At 62.5% G+C, this 16,274-nt stretch carries 15 protein-coding genes and 3 tRNA genes; 7 read left to right on the forward strand and 11 right to left on the reverse strand.

Features of this window, described 5'->3' with window-relative positions; translation table 11 throughout:
* The first annotated feature begins 3 nt into the window (after positions 1 to 3).
* The 3 genes from U0004_RS11025 to U0004_RS11035 are packed head-to-tail and all read left to right on the forward strand — an operon-like array spanning position 4 to position 1,641.
* Positions 4 to 732 carry a LytR/AlgR family response regulator transcription factor gene (locus U0004_RS11025; protein ID WP_070254140.1) on the forward strand — a complete coding sequence of 243 codons (729 nt, stop codon included), beginning with the start codon at positions 4 to 6 and terminating at the stop codon, positions 730 to 732.
* A gap of 57 nt (positions 733 to 789) precedes the next feature.
* Positions 790 to 1,191 carry a type II toxin-antitoxin system RelE/ParE family toxin gene (locus tag U0004_RS11030; RefSeq protein WP_070254139.1) on the forward strand — a complete coding sequence of 134 codons (402 nt, stop codon included), beginning with the start codon at positions 790 to 792 and terminating at the stop codon, positions 1,189 to 1,191.
* 21 nt (positions 1,192 to 1,212) lie between these two features.
* Complete coding sequence (locus tag U0004_RS11035; protein WP_070254138.1) at positions 1,213 to 1,641, forward strand: XRE family transcriptional regulator; 429 nt, start codon at positions 1,213 to 1,215, stop codon at positions 1,639 to 1,641.
* Positions 1,642 to 1,646: 5 nt separating this feature from the next.
* Here U0004_RS11035 and U0004_RS11040 read toward each other — a convergent pair whose 3' ends face one another.
* The 3 genes from U0004_RS11040 to U0004_RS11050 all read right to left on the reverse strand — a co-directional run bounded on the left by U0004_RS11040 (position 1,647) and on the right by U0004_RS11050 (position 6,372).
* On the reverse strand, positions 1,647 to 3,923 hold the full coding sequence (locus tag U0004_RS11040; RefSeq protein ID WP_115057451.1) for an ATP-dependent DNA helicase: 2,277 nt from the start codon (positions 3,921 to 3,923) through the stop codon (positions 1,647 to 1,649).
* Positions 3,920 to 5,572: a VRR-NUC domain-containing protein gene (locus U0004_RS11045; protein WP_070254136.1), complete on the reverse strand. Its 1,653-nt coding sequence runs from the start codon at positions 5,570 to 5,572 to the stop codon at positions 3,920 to 3,922. The genes U0004_RS11040 and U0004_RS11045 overlap by 4 nt, the downstream gene beginning before the upstream one ends.
* Before the next feature lie 95 nt (positions 5,573 to 5,667).
* Entirely contained in the window at positions 5,668 to 6,372 is a 705-nt protein-coding gene (locus tag U0004_RS11050) for an SMI1/KNR4 family protein (protein ID WP_070254135.1), read from the reverse strand.
* Positions 6,373 to 6,532: 160 nt separating this feature from the next.
* On the opposite strand from U0004_RS11050, the gene U0004_RS11055 reads away from it, so the two are divergent.
* Both U0004_RS11055 and U0004_RS11060 read left to right on the forward strand, forming a co-directional pair.
* A complete protein-coding gene (locus U0004_RS11055) occupies positions 6,533 to 7,750 on the forward strand; it encodes an MFS transporter (protein ID WP_034778162.1) in 1,218 nt (405 codons plus the stop codon).
* 8 nt (positions 7,751 to 7,758) lie between these two features.
* Positions 7,759 to 8,385: a helix-turn-helix transcriptional regulator gene (locus U0004_RS11060; protein WP_070254134.1), complete on the forward strand. Its 627-nt coding sequence runs from the start codon at positions 7,759 to 7,761 to the stop codon at positions 8,383 to 8,385.
* A gap of 122 nt (positions 8,386 to 8,507) precedes the next feature.
* On the opposite strand, the gene phaP is transcribed toward U0004_RS11060, so the two are convergent.
* The 4 genes from phaP to U0004_RS11080 form a co-directional block, all read right to left on the reverse strand.
* On the reverse strand, positions 8,508 to 9,119 hold the full coding sequence (phaP, locus tag U0004_RS11065) for a TIGR01841 family phasin (RefSeq protein WP_034778166.1): 612 nt from the start codon (positions 9,117 to 9,119) through the stop codon (positions 8,508 to 8,510).
* A 107-nt stretch (positions 9,120 to 9,226) separates the two neighbouring features.
* Complete coding sequence (locus U0004_RS11070; protein ID WP_070254133.1) at positions 9,227 to 9,451, reverse strand: hypothetical protein; 225 nt, start codon at positions 9,449 to 9,451, stop codon at positions 9,227 to 9,229.
* Between the two features lie 17 nt (positions 9,452 to 9,468).
* Entirely contained in the window at positions 9,469 to 11,721 is a 2,253-nt protein-coding gene (locus U0004_RS11075) for an ATP-binding protein (RefSeq protein ID WP_034778171.1), read from the reverse strand.
* A gap of 91 nt (positions 11,722 to 11,812) precedes the next feature.
* Positions 11,813 to 12,241 (reverse strand): winged helix-turn-helix transcriptional regulator, encoded by a 429-nt coding sequence (locus tag U0004_RS11080; RefSeq protein WP_034778174.1) that lies wholly within the window; start codon positions 12,239 to 12,241, stop codon positions 11,813 to 11,815.
* 116 nt (positions 12,242 to 12,357) lie between these two features.
* Here U0004_RS11080 and U0004_RS11085 point away from each other — a divergent pair, with 116 nt between their 5' ends.
* Complete coding sequence (locus tag U0004_RS11085; protein ID WP_070254132.1) at positions 12,358 to 13,209, forward strand: SDR family oxidoreductase; 852 nt, start codon at positions 12,358 to 12,360, stop codon at positions 13,207 to 13,209.
* Between the two features lie 85 nt (positions 13,210 to 13,294).
* On the opposite strand, the gene U0004_RS11090 is transcribed toward U0004_RS11085, so the two are convergent.
* The 3 genes from U0004_RS11090 to U0004_RS11100 all read right to left on the reverse strand — a co-directional run bounded on the left by U0004_RS11090 (position 13,295) and on the right by U0004_RS11100 (position 13,685).
* A tRNA-Leu gene (locus U0004_RS11090) sits at positions 13,295 to 13,379 on the reverse strand.
* 68 nt (positions 13,380 to 13,447) lie between these two features.
* Positions 13,448 to 13,532 (reverse strand) — tRNA-Leu (locus U0004_RS11095).
* A 68-nt stretch (positions 13,533 to 13,600) separates the two neighbouring features.
* Positions 13,601 to 13,685 (reverse strand) — tRNA-Leu (locus tag U0004_RS11100).
* Here U0004_RS11100 and U0004_RS11105 point away from each other — a divergent pair.
* Positions 13,656 to 13,895 carry a hypothetical protein gene (locus tag U0004_RS11105; protein WP_139144292.1) on the forward strand — a complete coding sequence of 80 codons (240 nt, stop codon included), beginning with the start codon at positions 13,656 to 13,658 and terminating at the stop codon, positions 13,893 to 13,895. The two genes, U0004_RS11100 and U0004_RS11105, sit on opposite strands and share 30 nt — an antisense overlap.
* Here U0004_RS11105 and U0004_RS11110 read toward each other — a convergent pair.
* Positions 13,879 to 16,062, reverse strand: a complete 2,184-nt coding sequence (locus tag U0004_RS11110) for a heparinase II/III domain-containing protein (protein ID WP_081345905.1) — start codon at positions 16,060 to 16,062, stop codon at positions 13,879 to 13,881. The two genes, U0004_RS11105 and U0004_RS11110, sit on opposite strands and share 17 nt — an antisense overlap.
* Positions 16,063 to 16,274 lie beyond the last annotated feature (212 nt).

The following is a 16,274-nucleotide window of genomic DNA, read 5'->3' on the forward strand; positions in this document are numbered from 1 at the left end:
AGAATGCGGGTGGCCATCGTTGACGATGAGCTGCTGGCGCGCAGCGTGTTGCGCGAATACCTGGCACGCCATGACGATATCGATATCGTGGCCGAGTGCGCCAACGGCTTCGAAGCAGTCAAGGCCATCGCGGACCTGGAACCGGAACTGGTGTTTCTCGACATCCAGATGCCGCGCCTGGACGGTTTTGAAGTGGCGGAACTGATCGGCGCGAAGACAAAGCTGATCTTTGTCACGGCCTACGACCAGTACGCCTTGAAGGCGTTCGAATGCCACGCCTTGGACTATCTGCTGAAGCCGTTCAGCGAACAGCGCTTCGACCAGGCGCTGGCCCATGCGCGCGCCAACCGCAGCACGCCCGAGACCGTGCTGACGCTGGCGCGCGAGGCGGCCACGCGCGCCGCCCCGCTGGACCGCGTGCTGATACGCGACGGCGCCAAGGTCCACGTGATCGCCAGCGCGCGCATCGACTACATCGAGGCGCAGGATGACTACATCAGCATCCGTTCCGAAGGCAAATCCTACCTGAAAAGCCAGCGGCTGTCGGAGCTGGAAACCCAGCTCGATCCCGCCAAGTTCCTGCGCGTGCACAGGTCGTACCTGCTCAATATCGACGGTATCCGCCGCATCGAGGCGGCCACCAAGGACAGCCATGTGGCCATCCTGCGCGACGATACGAGGATACCCGTGAGCAAGGCGGGGTATCAGAAACTCAGGTTACTGGTGGGCTAGCATGTTTTGTGGCGGAGATATTTAATCATTTAAGCATGATATCATCTGGAGGTGATTGTGAATGCGCCGAGGACATGGTCGATCACGTTTCACGATGATTTCGACGCGGAATTCGATGCTTTACCGATAGATGTTCAGGATGAATTGCTGGCGAGTGCCGATGCGCTGTCGAAGCTGGGTCCGGCTGCCGGACGGCCTCATGTCGGGACGTTGAAGAATCCTGAACACCCAAACATGAAAGAGCTGCGGTTCAAGGCCAACAACGGGGCAGAGGTGTGGCGCGCGGTCTTTGCTTTCGATACGAGGCGAGAGGCGGTCATTCTGGTTGCGGCAGCCAAGCAGGGTGTCGATGAGGCCAGGTTTTACAGGGATTTGTTATCCAAGGCCAATGCACGCTACGAGCAACACCTCAAAAAACTGGATGCGGCGAAAGCAAGGCAGGACAAAGGCAGTAGGTGATTTTAGGAACAGGAGTTTGCCATGGGAAGAAATCTGAACGACGCCATCCACAGTTTGCCGGCCGAGCGGCAGGCAAAAATTGCGGCTTTGTCCCAGGAAAAGATGCAAGAAATGATAGCGCACGCCGCCACGCTGACGGATTTCCGCAAGGCAGTGGGCAAGACCCAGGCGGAGGTTGCCAGGGAACTCGGGATTCAACAGCATGCCGTTTCGCAACTGGAAAAGCGTAGCGATACCTATGTATCGACCTTGCGCCGGTTTCTGCAATCGCTGGGCATGACATTGGAACTGTCGGTCGTTGCGCAAAACGGCGTTCGTATCGAACTGCAGAATTTTCTGCGCAGCCAGGAAGTTGATGCCGATGTCGACGACAGCGGACTTCCTGCGTCTGCGACCTCTCCAGGAAAACGGAAAGCCGGCGTGTCGCGCAAGCGGGCTGGCAATACCTGAAGAGATTATTCACCGGCCAGTTGCACGTCCCACCACGTGGGTAGCAGCTGGCGGATTTCCGGCCGTGAAAAACGGTCGTCGATCAGGTAGACGACCCCCTTGTCCGACTGCGTGCGGATCACCCGGCCGGCCGCCTGCACCACCTTTTGCATGCCGGGGTACAGATATGTATAGTCGTAGCCGGCGCCAAAGATGTCGCCCATGCGCTGGCGGATCTGTTCGTTGACGGGATTGATCTGCGGCAAACCGAGGGTGGCGATGAAGGCGCCGATCAGGCGCGCGCCCGGCAAGTCGATGCCTTCGCCGAAGGCGCCGCCGAGCACGGCAAAGCCGATGCCGCGCGTATCCAGGCCGAAACGGCCCAGGAATTGCGCCCGGGAAGCGTCGTCCATGCGGCGCGGCTGTTGCCAGAGTGGCACGTCCGGGTAATGCTGGGCGAACAAGTGGGCCGTCTTTTCCATGTAGTCGAAGCTGCTGAAGAAGGCCAGGTAATTGCCCGGCGTTTCTGCGTATTGCTTCGCCATCAGCTGGGTGATGGGCAGCAGCGAGGCGGCGCGGTGCTGGTAGCGCGTGGAAATGGTGTCGGCCACGCGCACGGACAGTTGTTCCGCCTGGAACGGCGATTCCACGTCGACCCAGGCCGTGTCGGCTGGCATGCCCAGGGTGTCGCTGTAGTAATTCCACGGACTCAGGGTGGCGGAAAACAGGGCCGTGCTGTGGCTGGCCGCGAACCGCTCCTTGAGAAACGGTGCGGGAACGATATTGCGGATGCAGACGGTGGAGCCAGCAGTGGGGCCCGTATTTGTCTTGCTGACGTCGAACAGCGAATGCTCGCCAAAACTTTCCGCCAGGCGGTTGATCAGCAACACGTCGAAATAAAAGCGCTGCAAATCTTCGTCCAGCGCCGCCGCGTGGTCGGCCAGGTAGTCGCCGATGGCCGTGGCCACGCCTTGCAGGGCGCCAAAGAATTTGTCCGGCAAGGCCGCATGCACGTGGTAGTCGCCATCCTGCTCCTTCAACAAGGCCGTCCACTGGCGCGAGAGGCGGTCCAGCGGCTTTTTCAGTCCCTCGGGCGCGAACTTGCGCAGCATTTTCAGGTTGATCTGCGCCAGCTCGGCCGAATACATGCTGCGCGCACGCGACACCATATTGTGGGCTTCGTCGACCAGCACATTGACTTTCCAGTCGTGGGCCAAAGTCATGCCGTACAGCATGGCGCTGAGGTCGAAGTAATAATTGTAGTCGCCGATGACGACGTCGCTCCAGCGCGCCAGCTCCATGCCCAGGTAGTACGGGCAAATACCCTGCTGCAAGGCGATGGCGCGCACGGCTTCCTTGTCGAGGATCAAGCCGCTGGCCAGCGCGACCTCACGCGCCAGCGGCAAGCGGTCGTAAAAACCTTTTGCCAGCGGACATGATTCGCCGTGACAGGCTTTGTCCGGATGTTCGCAAGCGCTGCTCTTGGCGCTCAGTTCCAGCACGCGCAGGGGCAGCAGGGGCGCGCTGTCTTTCAGGATGGCGCAGGCGTCGAGCGCCATTTGCCGCCCCGGCACCTTGGCGGCGAGAAAAAACAGTTTATCCAGGCGATGCGCGGCCGTCGCCTTCAACATGGGAAACAGGCTGCCCACCGTCTTGCCGATACCGGTCGGCGCCTGCGCCAGCAAGCCGCAGCCACGGCTGCTGGCCTTGTACATGGCCTCGGCCAGCTGGCGCTGGCCCGGGCGAAAGTCCGCATGGGGAAACGCCATGCTGGTCAGCTGCGCGTCGCGGCTGGCGCGGTGCGCCATTTCCTGCTCGGCCCAGTCGAGGAAGAGGGCGCAATGCTGTTCGAAGAACAGACGCAGCGCCTCGGCCGTGCATTCCTCGTGCATGATGGTTTCCTTCTGGCTCACGATATCGAAATACACGAGCGCCACGCGCAGCATGGGCAGGTTCAGTTGCTGGCACAGCAGATGGCCGTAGATGCGCGCCTGCGCCCAGTGCAGCTGGCGGTGGTTGGCAGGCATGGCATCCAGGTCGCCGCGGTACGTCTTGATTTCTTCCAGCTGGCGGCGCGCCGGGTCGTAGCCATCGGCGCGCCCGCGCACGTGCAGGGGGCCGAAGTGGCCGGACAGGCTGATTTCGCGCTGGTAATCGTCGTCGCGCCGGCTCGTCACGGTGGCGTGGCCGGCCATGCCTTCCTGCGCCGTGGGCGAGGGTGTGAAACGCAAGTCCAGGTCGCCCACCTTGGCGGTGAATTCGCACAGGGCGCGCACGGCGATCGTGTACCTCCTGGCGCTCATGCGGCCACCTGCCATTGCAGGTAGCACACGCTGACGGGCATGGCGTGCTCGGCGCAATACGCGATCCAGCGCAGCTGGTTGTCTTGCAGGCGGTCGCCCGGACCCTTGACTTCGATCATGCGGTAGCGCTGTTCGGCCGGCCAGAACTGGATCAGGTCGGGAAAGCCGCTGCGGTTGCTTTTGATGTCGAGCAAGATGCGCTCGAATGCCTTCTTCAGATGCGCTGCCGGAATGCAGGCCAGCGCCAGGTCCAGCAAGCCGTCGTCCAGCACGTCCCAGCTGACGAAGGGCGAGACGATGCCGTGCTTGGCGGCAAGCGTGGCGCGGATGGTGGCCTGGTAACTGCCGTCGTCCAGCTGCCCCAGGCAGGCGGCAAAGTCGCTGCTGCGGCGCTGGTAAAAATCGGCGCTGTGCAAGTCGGCTGGCCCACGGTGGAACGGGTGGAAGAAGGCGCCCGGCATGGCCTTGAAGATGGCGGGCCAGCACAGCAGGCCGAACAGTGAGTTGATCAGGGTGTTTTCCACGTAATACACGGGCGCGCCGTCCTGCATCAGGTGTTGCTGCACCACTCCTTCCACGTAGCACGCTTGTTCCGGGCAGGGCAGCCGCAGGTCGATGCGCTCCACGGCTGCTGCTGCGTTGGCCGCCTGCTTCGCATGGCCCAGCTTGCGCCGCAAACGGGGTGCCATGCGCAGCAGCAATTGCTGTTCCGCTTCGCTTTCCGGCGCGGCCAGGGCGATCAGCAGGCGTTCGTAGGCCGCTTGCGGCTGTTCATCTTTTTCCAGGACGCGGATGGCGCGGCCACGCGCACCCGGATAGCGGCAATCGGCATAGGCGCGGTAGGCGGCCGGCCAGTCCTGGCATTTCTCCAGGTGCTGGGCGATCTGGAAGCGCAGCTTGTCGCGGCGGCTGGCCAGCCAGGTATTGTCCTCGGGTAATGGCAGCGCAGCCAGTTCCTGCAGCACCTCGTCGGCTGGCGCGCTGTCGTTGTAGCGTTCGCGGCACTGGTGCAGCACTTCATAGTGCTCGATATCCTGGCGCGTGCGAAAGCCCCTCGACTGCGGCGAGAATTCCACTTTTTCATATTGATACACACCGAGGTCGGACAGCACGAATTCCGACCAGTCCTGGTGATAGTTGCCAAAGTAAATCAGGCGCAGGCGGTCGCACAGCGTTTGAAGTCCGATGCGGTACAGCACGTCGGTGCAGGCCGGATGCCAGGCGGAAAACGGTTGACTTTCCGCATGCAGTACGCGCAAGGCCTCCAGTTGTTCCGCCTTGCGCGCCGCCTTCAGGGGCGCGTCGAGGCGGAAGGCCTGGGCGATTTCCGCTTTCAGCAGCAAGTCGAACAGTTCATCGAGCGCAATGACAGGATCGGCCTCGACCCAGCCTGTCTCCAGCAGGGGCAGGGCAGCCGCGCGCGTGTCGCCGATTTCCGGGTAATTGAGCTTGCTGGCGCGAAATAGACAGCCCTTGCGCATGACGAGGCGCACGAACAGGGCGCGCGACGGCTGCGGCAGTGCGCCGAATGCGGCGATGAACTGCGTTTCTTCAGCACTCAGCAGATCGGCGTAGCGCGCGCTGATCCAGTTCAGCACGTCCTGGAAATTATCCAGATAGTACAGGGGATTTTCCAGGACTCTCAACATGGGGATGGCAATAGGGCAAGATGCAAGGTGAACGATTTTACTGTGTTTATATACAGTTTAAACCTTCAGCCGCCGCTTGCCCAGCGATTTTATGTTCAATCAGCCCCGCTGTAGGCAAAACAGCTGTCGAACTTTTCGTAGGGAATCAGTTCGGCGCGCAGGCTGGCCAGTTCGATATTGCTCAGCAAGCCCCGGTGCGTTTCCGTGCGCCCCTTTGGCAGCTCCACCTCGTAATCGATGATGTCCCTGGCCAGCAGCGTTTGCAGCACCTCGGCTTGCCGCGCCGTCAGGTAGCGCGCGTGGGTGCCCAGGGTTTTTGCCAGTTGATCCTTGAATTCCTCGTCGCCGACATCGTTGTACGTATCCTGGTCGGCCATGCTGTTCAACAACATGTGAAACAGGAAGTCCTGCAGGTTCTTCGCCAGGTACTGGGCTTCATTCTGGTCGTGCCATAGCAGCACGATGGGCATCTCGCCATCGTGCTGGCCAGACGCGAAAAAGCAGTAGTGGTCGCCCGCGCCCGTTTGCGCGAACGGGATGAACTGGAAGGCGGGATCGATCTGCCGGTAATCGTCCGCGTCCAGCAAGCTTTCCACTTCCGCAGCAACGGCCTGGATGTTGAGCAATTCGAAATCGTCCGCATGCAGCAGCAGGGTGGGGCGGTCCGTCAACGTGGGATAGACCAGCTTGTACCAGTCGGGGCCATATTCACCCACGGCCAGCATGCCGTCGCTTTCCAGTTGCCGGTACAGTGAAGGGTAGGTAAAGCCGTGTTGCTGTTCAATTTCTGACAGTGTCATGTTTGCCCTGTTAAACGTGAGTCATAGGGCAATGATAGCCGAGGCGATGGCGCGCACGGTTTACGCCATGGCGTGAATGCTTGGCATAATTAATAAACATTTTAGTTTACTTATGTGGCGTGCTCACGTAGTCTTGCCAGACAATATCCATCGAGCCCGCATGAAAAACATCATCCTGATTTCCGCCGCCTGTTTGCTGGCGCTGCTGTCGACCATCGGCGCCTCGCTGCCGTATCCGATCCTGCCGCCCCTGTTTGCGGCGGAAGCGCCGAATGCCTTCAATAATTTTCTCGGCTTGCCGTCCAAATTGCTGTTCGGCCTGGCGCTGACCATCAACCCGCTGGGATTGCTGATCGGTTCGGCCTTGCTGGGACCGCTTTCCGACCGCTATGGCCGCCGCCCCTTGCTGATGCGCACGGCCGTGGGCGCCGCCATCGGCCATGCCATCACGGCCTGGGCGCTGGTGATCCAGTCCTACCCGCTGTTCATCGTCGCCCGTTTCATCACGGGTTTGCTGGAGGGAAACGGCGCCGTGGCGCGCGCCATGCTGGCCGACCAGTTGACGGGACCGCTGCGCCTGCGTGCCATGTCGTGGCTGAACGGCGCGTTTTACCTGGGCTGGCTGGTGGGCCCGATCCTGGCGGGTGCGACCCTGCATTGGGGCGTGACGGTGCCGTTCTGGATCGCCGCCGCCGCCCTGATGCTCGTCGCCGTCCTGGTGGCCGTGGGCTTGCCGCGCGAAACGCCGTCGTTGCTGACGACGTCGTGGTGGCAAGTGGCGCGCGACCGCCATTCGCTGAACCTGCTGCGCCATGAGGAGCTGCGCACCCTGTTCATCGTGCAGCTGGCGCTGACGTGCGGCGTGGCCAGCTTCTACGAGTTCTATCCGCTGTGGCTGGTCGAGACGGCGAATTACCATGCACAGGAGATTGCCTGGGTGAATGTGGGCCTGTGCGGCACGATGACGGTCACGTCCTTGCTGGCGGGCGGACCCAGCCGCCATGCGCCGCTGCTGCGGGCCAGCTGGTATGCCTGCGGCGTGGCGTTGGCCGTAGGAATCTTGGCACTGGGTAATATCTGGGTGGGCATCGCTGCCATCGTGCTGTTCGGCATTCCGAATGCCCTGTACAACACGGTGATCCAGGGCTGGTGCGCCGAACGCTTCAGCGCGCACGGGCAGGGCGCCGTGATGGGCTTGCTGGCCACCACCTTTTGCATCGCCAACATCGTCGTGGCCCTCAGCGGCTCCGTGCTGACCCTGATCGACACGCGGCTGATCCTCGTCGCGGGCGCCTTGTCCGCCGCCTGGGCCGCGTGGCGCATGGCGGCCTGGCGTCGCCAGCTGGCCGGCGTGGGCGACACGCAAGCTGTGGCATGAGCGCGAGCATGAATACGTCGGAGCAGATCCTGTTCCTGCTGAAGATGCGCGGGCCGCAGACGGCGCAGCAACTGGCGGCCTTGCTCGATATCACGTCCATGGGCGCGCGGCGCCAGCTGGAAGCGGCGCTGGAACGTGGCCTGGTGGCTTTCGAGGACGTGGCCGACAAGGTGGGGCGCCCGTCGCGGCGCTGGACGCTGACGCGGGAGGGCCATGCGCGCTTTCCTGACCGCCATGCCGACCTGACCCTGGAATTGATAGCGCAGGTGAAAACCCTGTTCGGTGACGAGGGCCTGGATAAACTGATCGGCGCGCGCGAGCGCAGCAGCGAAGCCGCTTACGGCAAGCTGGTCGACCCGCAGCTTGCGCTGGCGCAACGAGTGGACAGCCTGGCGCGGGCGCGCGATGGCGAGGGGTACATGGCCCATGCGGAACCGCAGGACGATGGCAGTGTCTTGCTGGTGGAAAACCATTGTCCGATTTGCGCGGCCGCCACGGCATGCCAGAATTTCTGCCGCTCGGAGCTGGCCATCTTTCAACGGGTACTGGGGGGCGATTGCACGGTGGAGCGCAGCGAATATCTGCTGGAGGGGGGGCGGCGCTGCGTGTACCGGATCATACCCATCGGGGTCTGAGGAGTCAGGCCCCGATAGTTGTAGGTCGGGTTAGCGTTGCGCGCGTAACCCGACATCACCATTGGCGCCAACAATGCGTCGGATTACGCGCGGCCTTGCCGCGCTAATCCGACCTGCATCACTTACTTTTTGGCAGCCTTCGGCTTGGCGGCAGGCGCTGCCTTTTCAGCCGCGGCGGTGGCGCCGCTCGTCGCCTTTTCCGTTGCCTGCGCCACTTGCGCGCTGGCCTTGGCGATCTGCTCTTCCACGGTCTTCACGGCCTGTTTCGTGGCCTTGGTCACCTGCTCGTAGCCGAGGAAGGCGTTGTCGATGGCGGCCTTGACGATGGCGACAGCATTTTCCGAACCGGGCGGCACGTTTTTCGTGACGTCGTAGATCAGGGCGCTCAGATTGCTTTTCGCTTCAGCCACGTGGGCTTCGGCGGCCGTGGTGAATTCCGTGTGGATTTCTTTGATGATGTCGTCGAGTTGCTGTTTATACGCTTTTGCGCCGGCCACGCCCGGTTGCAGCTGGGCGGCGGCGGCGGCCATGGCGGCCTTCGGATCCTTGGCCTGGCTGATTTCCTTGCTGGCGGCAAGGCCATCCTCGATGCCGGACTTGGCGGTGGCCATGTTCAGCGCCAATACCTGTTCCACGCCTTGCACGGCCTTGGAGGTGAGGGTGTTGAAGGTCATCAGCTGGAATTCAAACAGGGCCTTGGTGGCCGATGCGAATTGTTCGGGATTCGTAAACATGTGGTCTCCTCGGTTTGAATAGATACGTTCTTATCGTTCCATACTCTTTCGACGCCGCAATGCCATCGCTTGATCTCAAGCCGGTGCCCCGTGTGGTCATGACCCCATTATTTAACAAGCGCCGGTTTTTCGCAACGGCTATCTTTGTACGGTCCCGAGGCCAGTTCCCAGCCAAATCCCAGGGTCGATTGGGCGCACGACAGGGTGCCGTCGATCTTGCTGCGCCATTTGTACCAGGGGGCAGGTCCGGCCGAGGCCCACGCGCAGGCGGCCAGCAGGGCCGTGGCGATCAGGTATTTTATAGTTGCTCCGAAAGAAAAGCCTGCCGGCATTGTAGCGCGCCTGCCGTTCAGGGAGCGGGCGATTGCGGCGCCGTGGCGGGCAGCTGCAGGGTGAAGGTGGTGCCGCTGCCGGCACCGGTGTTGCTGGTGGCGTCGATATGGCCGCCCAGCACGCCCGTGACGATGTTGTGCGCCACATGCAGGCCCAGGCCAGAGCCGCCGGAACCGAGCTTGGTGGTGAAGAAGGGGTCGTAGACGTGCGCCAGGTCGTCGGCGGCGATGCCCACGCCCGTGTCGGCGATGGACAGGGTGATCGTCTGCCCATCGTCGCTGCCGCGTGCCGTGATGGCGATGTTGCCGCCGCTGCGGCCCTCGAAGGCATGGCGCAGGCAATTTTCCAGCAGGTTGCTCAGCACCTGGCCCAGCGGGCCGGGATAGCTGTCCATGGCCAGGCCGTCCGGCACGTCCTGCGTCAGGCTCAGGCCGGCGGCCTTGAGCGGCGTGGACATGGGCAGCATCAGTTCGGCGACGAACTGGCGCAGCAGGAAGTGGCGGCGCTGCGAACTGGCGCGGTCGACGGCGATCTGCTTGAAGCTCGAGACCAGGTCGGCGGCGCGCTGCAGGTTGCGCAGCATGATGGCGTCCGCCTCGCTGGCCTGGGTCAGGTAGGCGCCCAGTTCGGAGCGGCGCAGGCCGTCGAGGAAGCTGGCCTGGATTTCGCGCGTGCGTTCGGCCATGGTGGTGGCCACCACCAGGCCGTTGCCGATCGGCGTATTGAGTTCATGCGCGATGCCGGCCACCAGCGCGCCGAGCGCGGCCAGCTTGTCGCGGCGCACCAGTTCTTCCTGCGTGATGGACAGGTTTTCCAGCGCGGCGGCCAGTTCGAGGTTCGTTTGCTCCGAGTGTTCCTTGGCCTGCGTCAAGGCCGCCGTGCGTTCGGCCACCAGCTCTTCCAGGTGGGCGCGGTGGCGCTGCAGCTCGCGTTCGTGGCGCATGCGGCCGATGGCGATGCCGGCCAGGTCGGTCGCCGTGTCGATCAGTTCCAGGTCGCGCGCGTCGGGCTGGCGCACTTCGCGGTAGTACATGGCGAACGAGCCGAGCACGGCGCCATCCTGGCCGAAGATGGGGCGCGACCAGCAGGCGCGCAGGCCGAACGGCGCGGCCAGCTCGCGGTAGGGCGCCCACAGCGGATCGCGCATGATGTCGGTGACCACCACCGGTTCGCGCAGGAACATGGCGGTGCCGCAAGAGCCCACGCCTGGGCCGATGGCCACGCCTTCGAGCAGGGCCATGTATTCGGGCGGCAGGCTGGGACCGGCCGCGCTGTGCATGTGGATGCCGTCATCGTCGAGCAGCATGATGGAGCAGAGCACACCGCGCGACTGGCCTTCGATCAGCAGCAGCAACTGGTTCAGGGTGGGGATCAGGGGCGCGCCCTTGGCGACCATTTCCAGCAGGGTGCTCTGGCCCGCGCGCATGGCTTCGGCCAGATTGCGTTCGGTCAAGTCGATGATGCGCGCATGCACGAGCTGGCGGCCCGGCACGGACAGGCGCATCAAGCGGATTTCGCAGGCGATCGGGTGGCTGTCGCGGTGGCAGCAGCTGGCGCGGAAGACGACGATCTTGCCTTGCAAGGTATCGCGGATCTTTTCTTCCAGCAATTGCGGCGAGGCGCTGCCATCGCTCTGATGCCTGGGGAACAGGGGCTCCATGCCGCCTTGCAACAGCTCGGCCAGCGGCATGCCGAACAGTTCTTCGGCCAGGTGGTTGGCGTCGATCAGCAGGCGGTTGTCGATATCGAACAGCAGCACGGCGTCGGGCGAACCGGCCAGGATGGAGTGGTAATTGACTTCCAGCGTTTGCGGATGCAGGGGGCGCGGTGGCGTGGCGGGAGCGGCGAAGGGGCGGGCGGCTGGCGCCTCGGCCTTGTGCAGCGCCAGTTCCATGAGGATTTTTTCCGCCACGTCGCGCGCATTGAAGGGCATCTTGATGTAGTCGCTGGCGCCGGCGCCCACGCTGCGGCCCTGTTCCTCGGCGCTGGGAGTGGCCGACATCAGCAGCAGGGGCACGCCGTGGCGTCCGCCCGCATTGCGCAGGCGCATGCAGGTGGCGCCGATATTTGTGCCCGCCAGCGCCGCGTCGAGCAGGATCAGGTCCGTGCCGCCGGCCGCCAGTTCCACGCCTTCGTCGATATCGCCCGCCAGTCCAGTGCCCAGGTTATGCCGGTCCAGCACATACAGCAGTTCGCGCACATCATTCGGCGAATTGCTGACCAGCAGCACATTGGCCCGGTCGGTGATGGAGGAAATCAACTGGTTCATGGTGTCGCGCCCTTACGCGGTTCATGGGCCTAGTATTACATCAAGGCAAGTAGGAGTAAACGATAATTCTTGATGACCAAAAGCAATCTGTTCAAGCCGCTTTTTGCGCTGCCGGTGCCGCTTCCAGGGCCGCGCGCGCCTGTTCGATGCGCGGGTAATTATCCTCGATCCAGTCGACCAGCACGGCCAGGCGCTCGGCCGCCTCGCGTCCCAGCGGCGTCAGGCTGTATTCCACCTTGGGCGGTATCACCAGATACGCCTGGCGCAGCACGAAACCGTCGCCCGCCAGCGCTTCCAGGGTTTGCGCCAGCATTTTTTCGCTCACGCCGCCCACTTCGCGGCGCAGTTCGCTGAAGCGCCGCGTGCCGCTCAGCAGCAATACCAGCACCAGCACGGCCCAGCGGCTGGTCAGGTGGCTGAGCACGGCGCGCGACGGGCAGGCCGCCGCCAGCAGGTGCGCCCCCTGGTTTTGGCGGGCGAGGGCGGTGCGCAGGCTGGCGCCAGGAGTGTCTGTGGACATGATAGTTGGACCTGTAAATGTAGATTTCATTCATACTTACCAAAAGGTACGTACTTACAATAAGTAAGCAATAGTCCTATTATAGGGTTTTACCACCCACGTACCAAGGAGAAATCATGATCGTCATCACCGGCGCCACAGGCAATCTGGGCGAGCACGTCATCGCCAGCCTGCTCACATCCGTCCCCGCAGCCAATATCATCGCCGCCGTGCGCAACCCGGCCAAGGCCGCCGGCCTGGTCGCCCAGGGCGTGCAAGTGCGCCAGGCCGATTACAACGATGGCGCCAGTCTCGATGCGGCATTCAAGGGTGCAACGAAGATCCTGCTGATTTCGTCGAGCGAAGTGGGCCAGCGCGCGCAGCAGCACCAGAATGTCATCGATGCAGCCAAGCGGGCCGGCGTGGCCTTGCTGGCCTACACCAGCGTCTTGCGCGCCGACACGTCGCCGCTGGGCCTGGCCGCCGAGCACGTCATTACGGAAGCGGCCATCCGCGCATCCGGCCTGCCGTACAGTTTCCTGCGCAACGGCTGGTACCTGGAAAACCATACGGAGCACCTGGTGCCCGTGCTCGAGCATGGCGTCGTGCTGGGTGCGGCGCAAAACGGCCGCTTCTCGTCCGCCGCGCGCCTTGACTACGCGGCGGCGGCCGCCGCCGTGCTGACGGCGCCCCAGCCGCAAGCCATCTATGAACTGGCTGGCGACCACGGCTTTACCCTGGCCGAGTATGCGGCCGAAGTGGCGCGCCAGTCGGGCAAGGCGATTGCGTACAAGGATATGCCGCAGGCGGACTTCAAGGCGGCGCTGGTGAGCGTGGGTGTGCCGGAAGGGTTTGCCGACCTGCTGGCCGACTCCGATGCGGGTGCGGCCAAGGGCGGCCTGGAAGACAATGGCAAGCAATTGAGCGCGCTGATTGGCCGTCCGACGACGAGCCTGTTTGACGCCGTCAAGGCGGCGCTGGCCAAATAAGGGAAGGGCCGCGGTTGCGCGGCATCTTGAAATGAAAAAAGCCGCAAACTCGTGAAAGTTTGCGGCTTTTTTGCGAATTAGGTAATGGTGCCCACGAAGGGACTCGAACCCCTACACCCGAAGGCACATGGACCTGAACCATGCGCGTCTACCAATTCCGCCACGTGGGCACTGATGCTGCTTACTGCTATATCTCACTACTGTACTGCGGACTACAACGACAACAACTCGTTGCTGGTGGTGCCCACGAAGGGACTCGAACCCCTACACCCGAAGGCACATGGACCTGAACCATGCGCGTCTACCAATTCCGCCACGTGGGCATTGTGCTGCTTGTTGCTACTATCTGCTACTTTACTGCGGATCACAACAATCGACAACTTGTTGCTGGTGGTGCCCACGAAGGGACTCGAACCCCTACACCCGAAGGCACATGGACCTGAACCATGCGCGTCTACCAATTCCGCCACGTGGGCATTGTTACTGCTTGCTGCTTGTCGCTGCATGTTCTGCAGCGAGGACAAAATCATAAGGGCTGGCGTGCATTCGGTCAATCAACATTTTGCACTTTTCTTCAAGAAACACCCTTTTCCCCTGAAAAAAGCCATTTCCCTATGAAAGGCAAGATGAATCTGCCTGTTTTTTCAGCAAAAAACAGGCATTTGGGGCTTATTGCGGCAGGGTGATGGTTTGCGTGCCGATCTGCAGCAAGCGTCCGCCAGGCACTGTCTGCAGGGAGGTTGGCACCGATTTGCAGCCGATATCGAGCACGATCAGGAACTCCGCCGCCATGGCTGGGGTGGTCTTGACGTAGGCGGCGTGCTGCTGGCTTGCCTCCTTGGGCGGATTGGGGGCGCTAAAGCTGGACAATTGTTCCTCGTCTGGCCGTAATGATTGCAGGCAAAGCGAAGCCGTGCCATTTTCTATGCTGGCCCGGCCATTCGGATACAGGTACAGGGTGTTGAGCGCATGCATGTTCCATTCGAAAGTGCGGGCCGTTGCGGAGTTCAGCTTGTCGAGCACCACCACCACGTCGTTCGAGCGCGAATACCATATTTGGCGCTTGGCCAGGCTCAAGTCGTTGCTGTAGGCGGCACTGGCATCGCCTTCCACGTAGTCGAGGTCCGTGCCGTGCATGAATGCCGTGATCTTGCCGTTTTTGTAGCGCATCTCGTAGTGGCCGGCGATGAATTGGCCTTTCCCGCCATCAAAGGTGATGGCGTTGTGGGCGCGCGACTGGCGGTACCAGCTTTGCGACAGCGGCGATGCGTAGTAGTCCTGGTAGCCGGCTTCGATCAGCAGTGGCTTGCCGCCGCTGTTGATGACCAGGCTGTTTTGATCCCCGTGGCTGTGATTGAAGGCGCCGAACGGACTCGATTTGAAGTAGACGGAAGTGCGGGCGGCGTTGCTCATGTCGCTGTGCATGGCTGCCCAGCCAATGCTGGGAAAGAGCATGGCGTTGGGCGGTGCTTCGGGCGCGACCGTGTCGGCAGGCAGTGGGTAGGGCGCTTGCAGCAGGGTGATGGGACTTTCCTGCGCGCCCGGCTGGCTGCTGTACCAGGCGGCCGCTGGCGTGGCTTGCCGTGCCACATACGCCTTCAGGGGTGCCGGGTCCGGCTTGCTTTCGTGGACATCGCCGAAGACGTGGCGTGGGGCGTTCGGTGGGATGAACTGCATGAAATAGCTGGAAAATCCCGCTGCCCACGGTTTGTTGAACAGGTTGACGCCGGTGGCTTCGGCCAGCGGCTGCCATAGTTGCAACTGTATATCGGTGGTGTACTGGCCATACGCCGAGCCGTTGGCAAAGCCGCCTTCCGGGCCGCTCCAGACGTGGACGATATGCATGTACGAGCGCACGGCAAAGTCGAACCAGGCTTGCGCTTCCGGCCTGGCGTCGAGCAGCAGGGTTGAGGCGGCGGCAAGGTAGCCCAGTGCCTCGACGCCGTGCGAGTCCATGGGGGACTGGTCCAGGCGTCCGCCGGCGATGGACAGGTCCGCGTAAATGGGCGTCAGCCGCTGCGCGGCGACCGACAGCCAGTGCGCGCGGCGGGGCGCATCCAGATCCAGCCACAGGAAGTCGGCACCCTTGGCAAGTACCAGGGCAATCATGCGCGCCACCTGGTCCTGCGCTTTATAACTGGTGGGGCCATCCGGGCTCAGGGCGGCCAGCTGGTCGCCGCGCAGTATGGCCTCATCCAGATACCTGCGTTCCTGTGTCAGGCGAAATAGCAAGGCGGCCGCTTCCATTTGCCGGATCACGGCGCCGGCGGCATTGGCGATGCGGTTGTACTGGCCGCCATCGTTGGGCGTGGTCCACATGCCATCGTTGACGCTGGCCACGGCCGTGGTATTCAGATTGACTTCGCTGACGAGGCGGTTCAGGAAGGGGCGCCGCTTGCTCTCCATGGCGGCATCCCAGGCGCTCGCTTGCGCGAAGGAGGCTGGCAACTGGCGCGGGCGCGGGTGGGCCCGCACGGTCGCCGCCATATCGGACGATTCGGGAACGACAAAATTGCGTGAATTGCTGTCGATGGTAAACGGACGCTTGTCGGACCAGTCGCGGGACGTGGAAAGCGGGCTGACGCGCCATTCATACTCGCCGGGCGGCAGTGCGCTCGATGGCAGCAGGAAATTGCGCGAGACGGTGTGGCTGCTCGCGGTGCCGTCAACCGGCAAAATCTCCACGACATATTGCGCCGGATAGCTGGCATGGCGCGGCCAGGCAAAGGACGGCGGATTTTGCACCTGCAATTTCACTTGTTCCGGTGCCGGTTTGACGATTTCAGGGCTGCTGGAGCGGGTGCTTACCCAGTCCGCCGCCTGGCTGGCGCCAGCGCCGAGGCTTAATGCCATGAAGCTGTTGAAAAGAATCCGTTGGTGTTTGCCTGGCCTGCATGTCATGACTTCTCTCCGTAATGCTGTTGCCAGTCACGCGCGATGCGTGGCATGGGGAGATGTCAATATACTATTGAATGGAGCAAAAATGTTCTTTTTTGACAATTTCCCGGGCGGGTTGGTGCCGTGCTGCGGAAATGAAAAAAGCCGCAAACTCGTGAAAGTTTGCG

The organism is Janthinobacterium lividum (assembly GCF_034424625.1).
Taxonomy (GTDB): Bacteria; Pseudomonadota; Gammaproteobacteria; order Burkholderiales; family Burkholderiaceae_D; genus Janthinobacterium; species Janthinobacterium lividum.

What these genes read in the sequence shown, in the direction of transcription:
- U0004_RS11050 (WP_070254135.1), bottom strand. Translation starts at nt 6,372, where the DNA reads ATGACACTGTCAGAAATTGAACAGCAACACGGCTTTACCTACCCTTCA.
- U0004_RS11110 (WP_081345905.1), bottom strand. Translation starts at nt 16,062, where the DNA reads ATGGCATTAAGCCTCGGCGCTGGCGCCAGCCAGGCGGCGGACTGGGTA.
- U0004_RS11025 (WP_070254140.1), top strand. Translation starts at nt 4, where the DNA reads ATGCGGGTGGCCATCGTTGACGATGAGCTGCTGGCGCGCAGCGTGTTG.
- U0004_RS11045 (WP_070254136.1), bottom strand. Translation starts at nt 5,572, where the DNA reads ATGTTGAGAGTCCTGGAAAATCCCCTGTACTATCTGGATAATTTCCAG.
- U0004_RS11035 (WP_070254138.1), top strand. Translation starts at nt 1,213, where the DNA reads ATGGGAAGAAATCTGAACGACGCCATCCACAGTTTGCCGGCCGAGCGG.
- U0004_RS11080 (WP_034778174.1), bottom strand. Translation starts at nt 12,241, where the DNA reads ATGTCCACAGACACTCCTGGCGCCAGCCTGCGCACCGCCCTCGCCCGC.
- U0004_RS11055 (WP_034778162.1), top strand. Translation starts at nt 6,533, where the DNA reads ATGAAAAACATCATCCTGATTTCCGCCGCCTGTTTGCTGGCGCTGCTG.
- U0004_RS11105 (WP_139144292.1), top strand. Translation starts at nt 13,656, where the DNA reads ATGCGCGTCTACCAATTCCGCCACGTGGGCATTGTTACTGCTTGCTGC.
- U0004_RS11060 (WP_070254134.1), top strand. Translation starts at nt 7,759, where the DNA reads ATGAATACGTCGGAGCAGATCCTGTTCCTGCTGAAGATGCGCGGGCCG.
- U0004_RS11040 (WP_115057451.1), bottom strand. Translation starts at nt 3,923, where the DNA reads ATGAGCGCCAGGAGGTACACGATCGCCGTGCGCGCCCTGTGCGAATTC.
- U0004_RS11085 (WP_070254132.1), top strand. Translation starts at nt 12,358, where the DNA reads ATGATCGTCATCACCGGCGCCACAGGCAATCTGGGCGAGCACGTCATC.
- U0004_RS11075 (WP_034778171.1), bottom strand. Translation starts at nt 11,721, where the DNA reads ATGAACCAGTTGATTTCCTCCATCACCGACCGGGCCAATGTGCTGCTG.
- U0004_RS11070 (WP_070254133.1), bottom strand. Translation starts at nt 9,451, where the DNA reads ATGCCGGCAGGCTTTTCTTTCGGAGCAACTATAAAATACCTGATCGCC.
- phaP (WP_034778166.1), bottom strand. Translation starts at nt 9,119, where the DNA reads ATGTTTACGAATCCCGAACAATTCGCATCGGCCACCAAGGCCCTGTTT.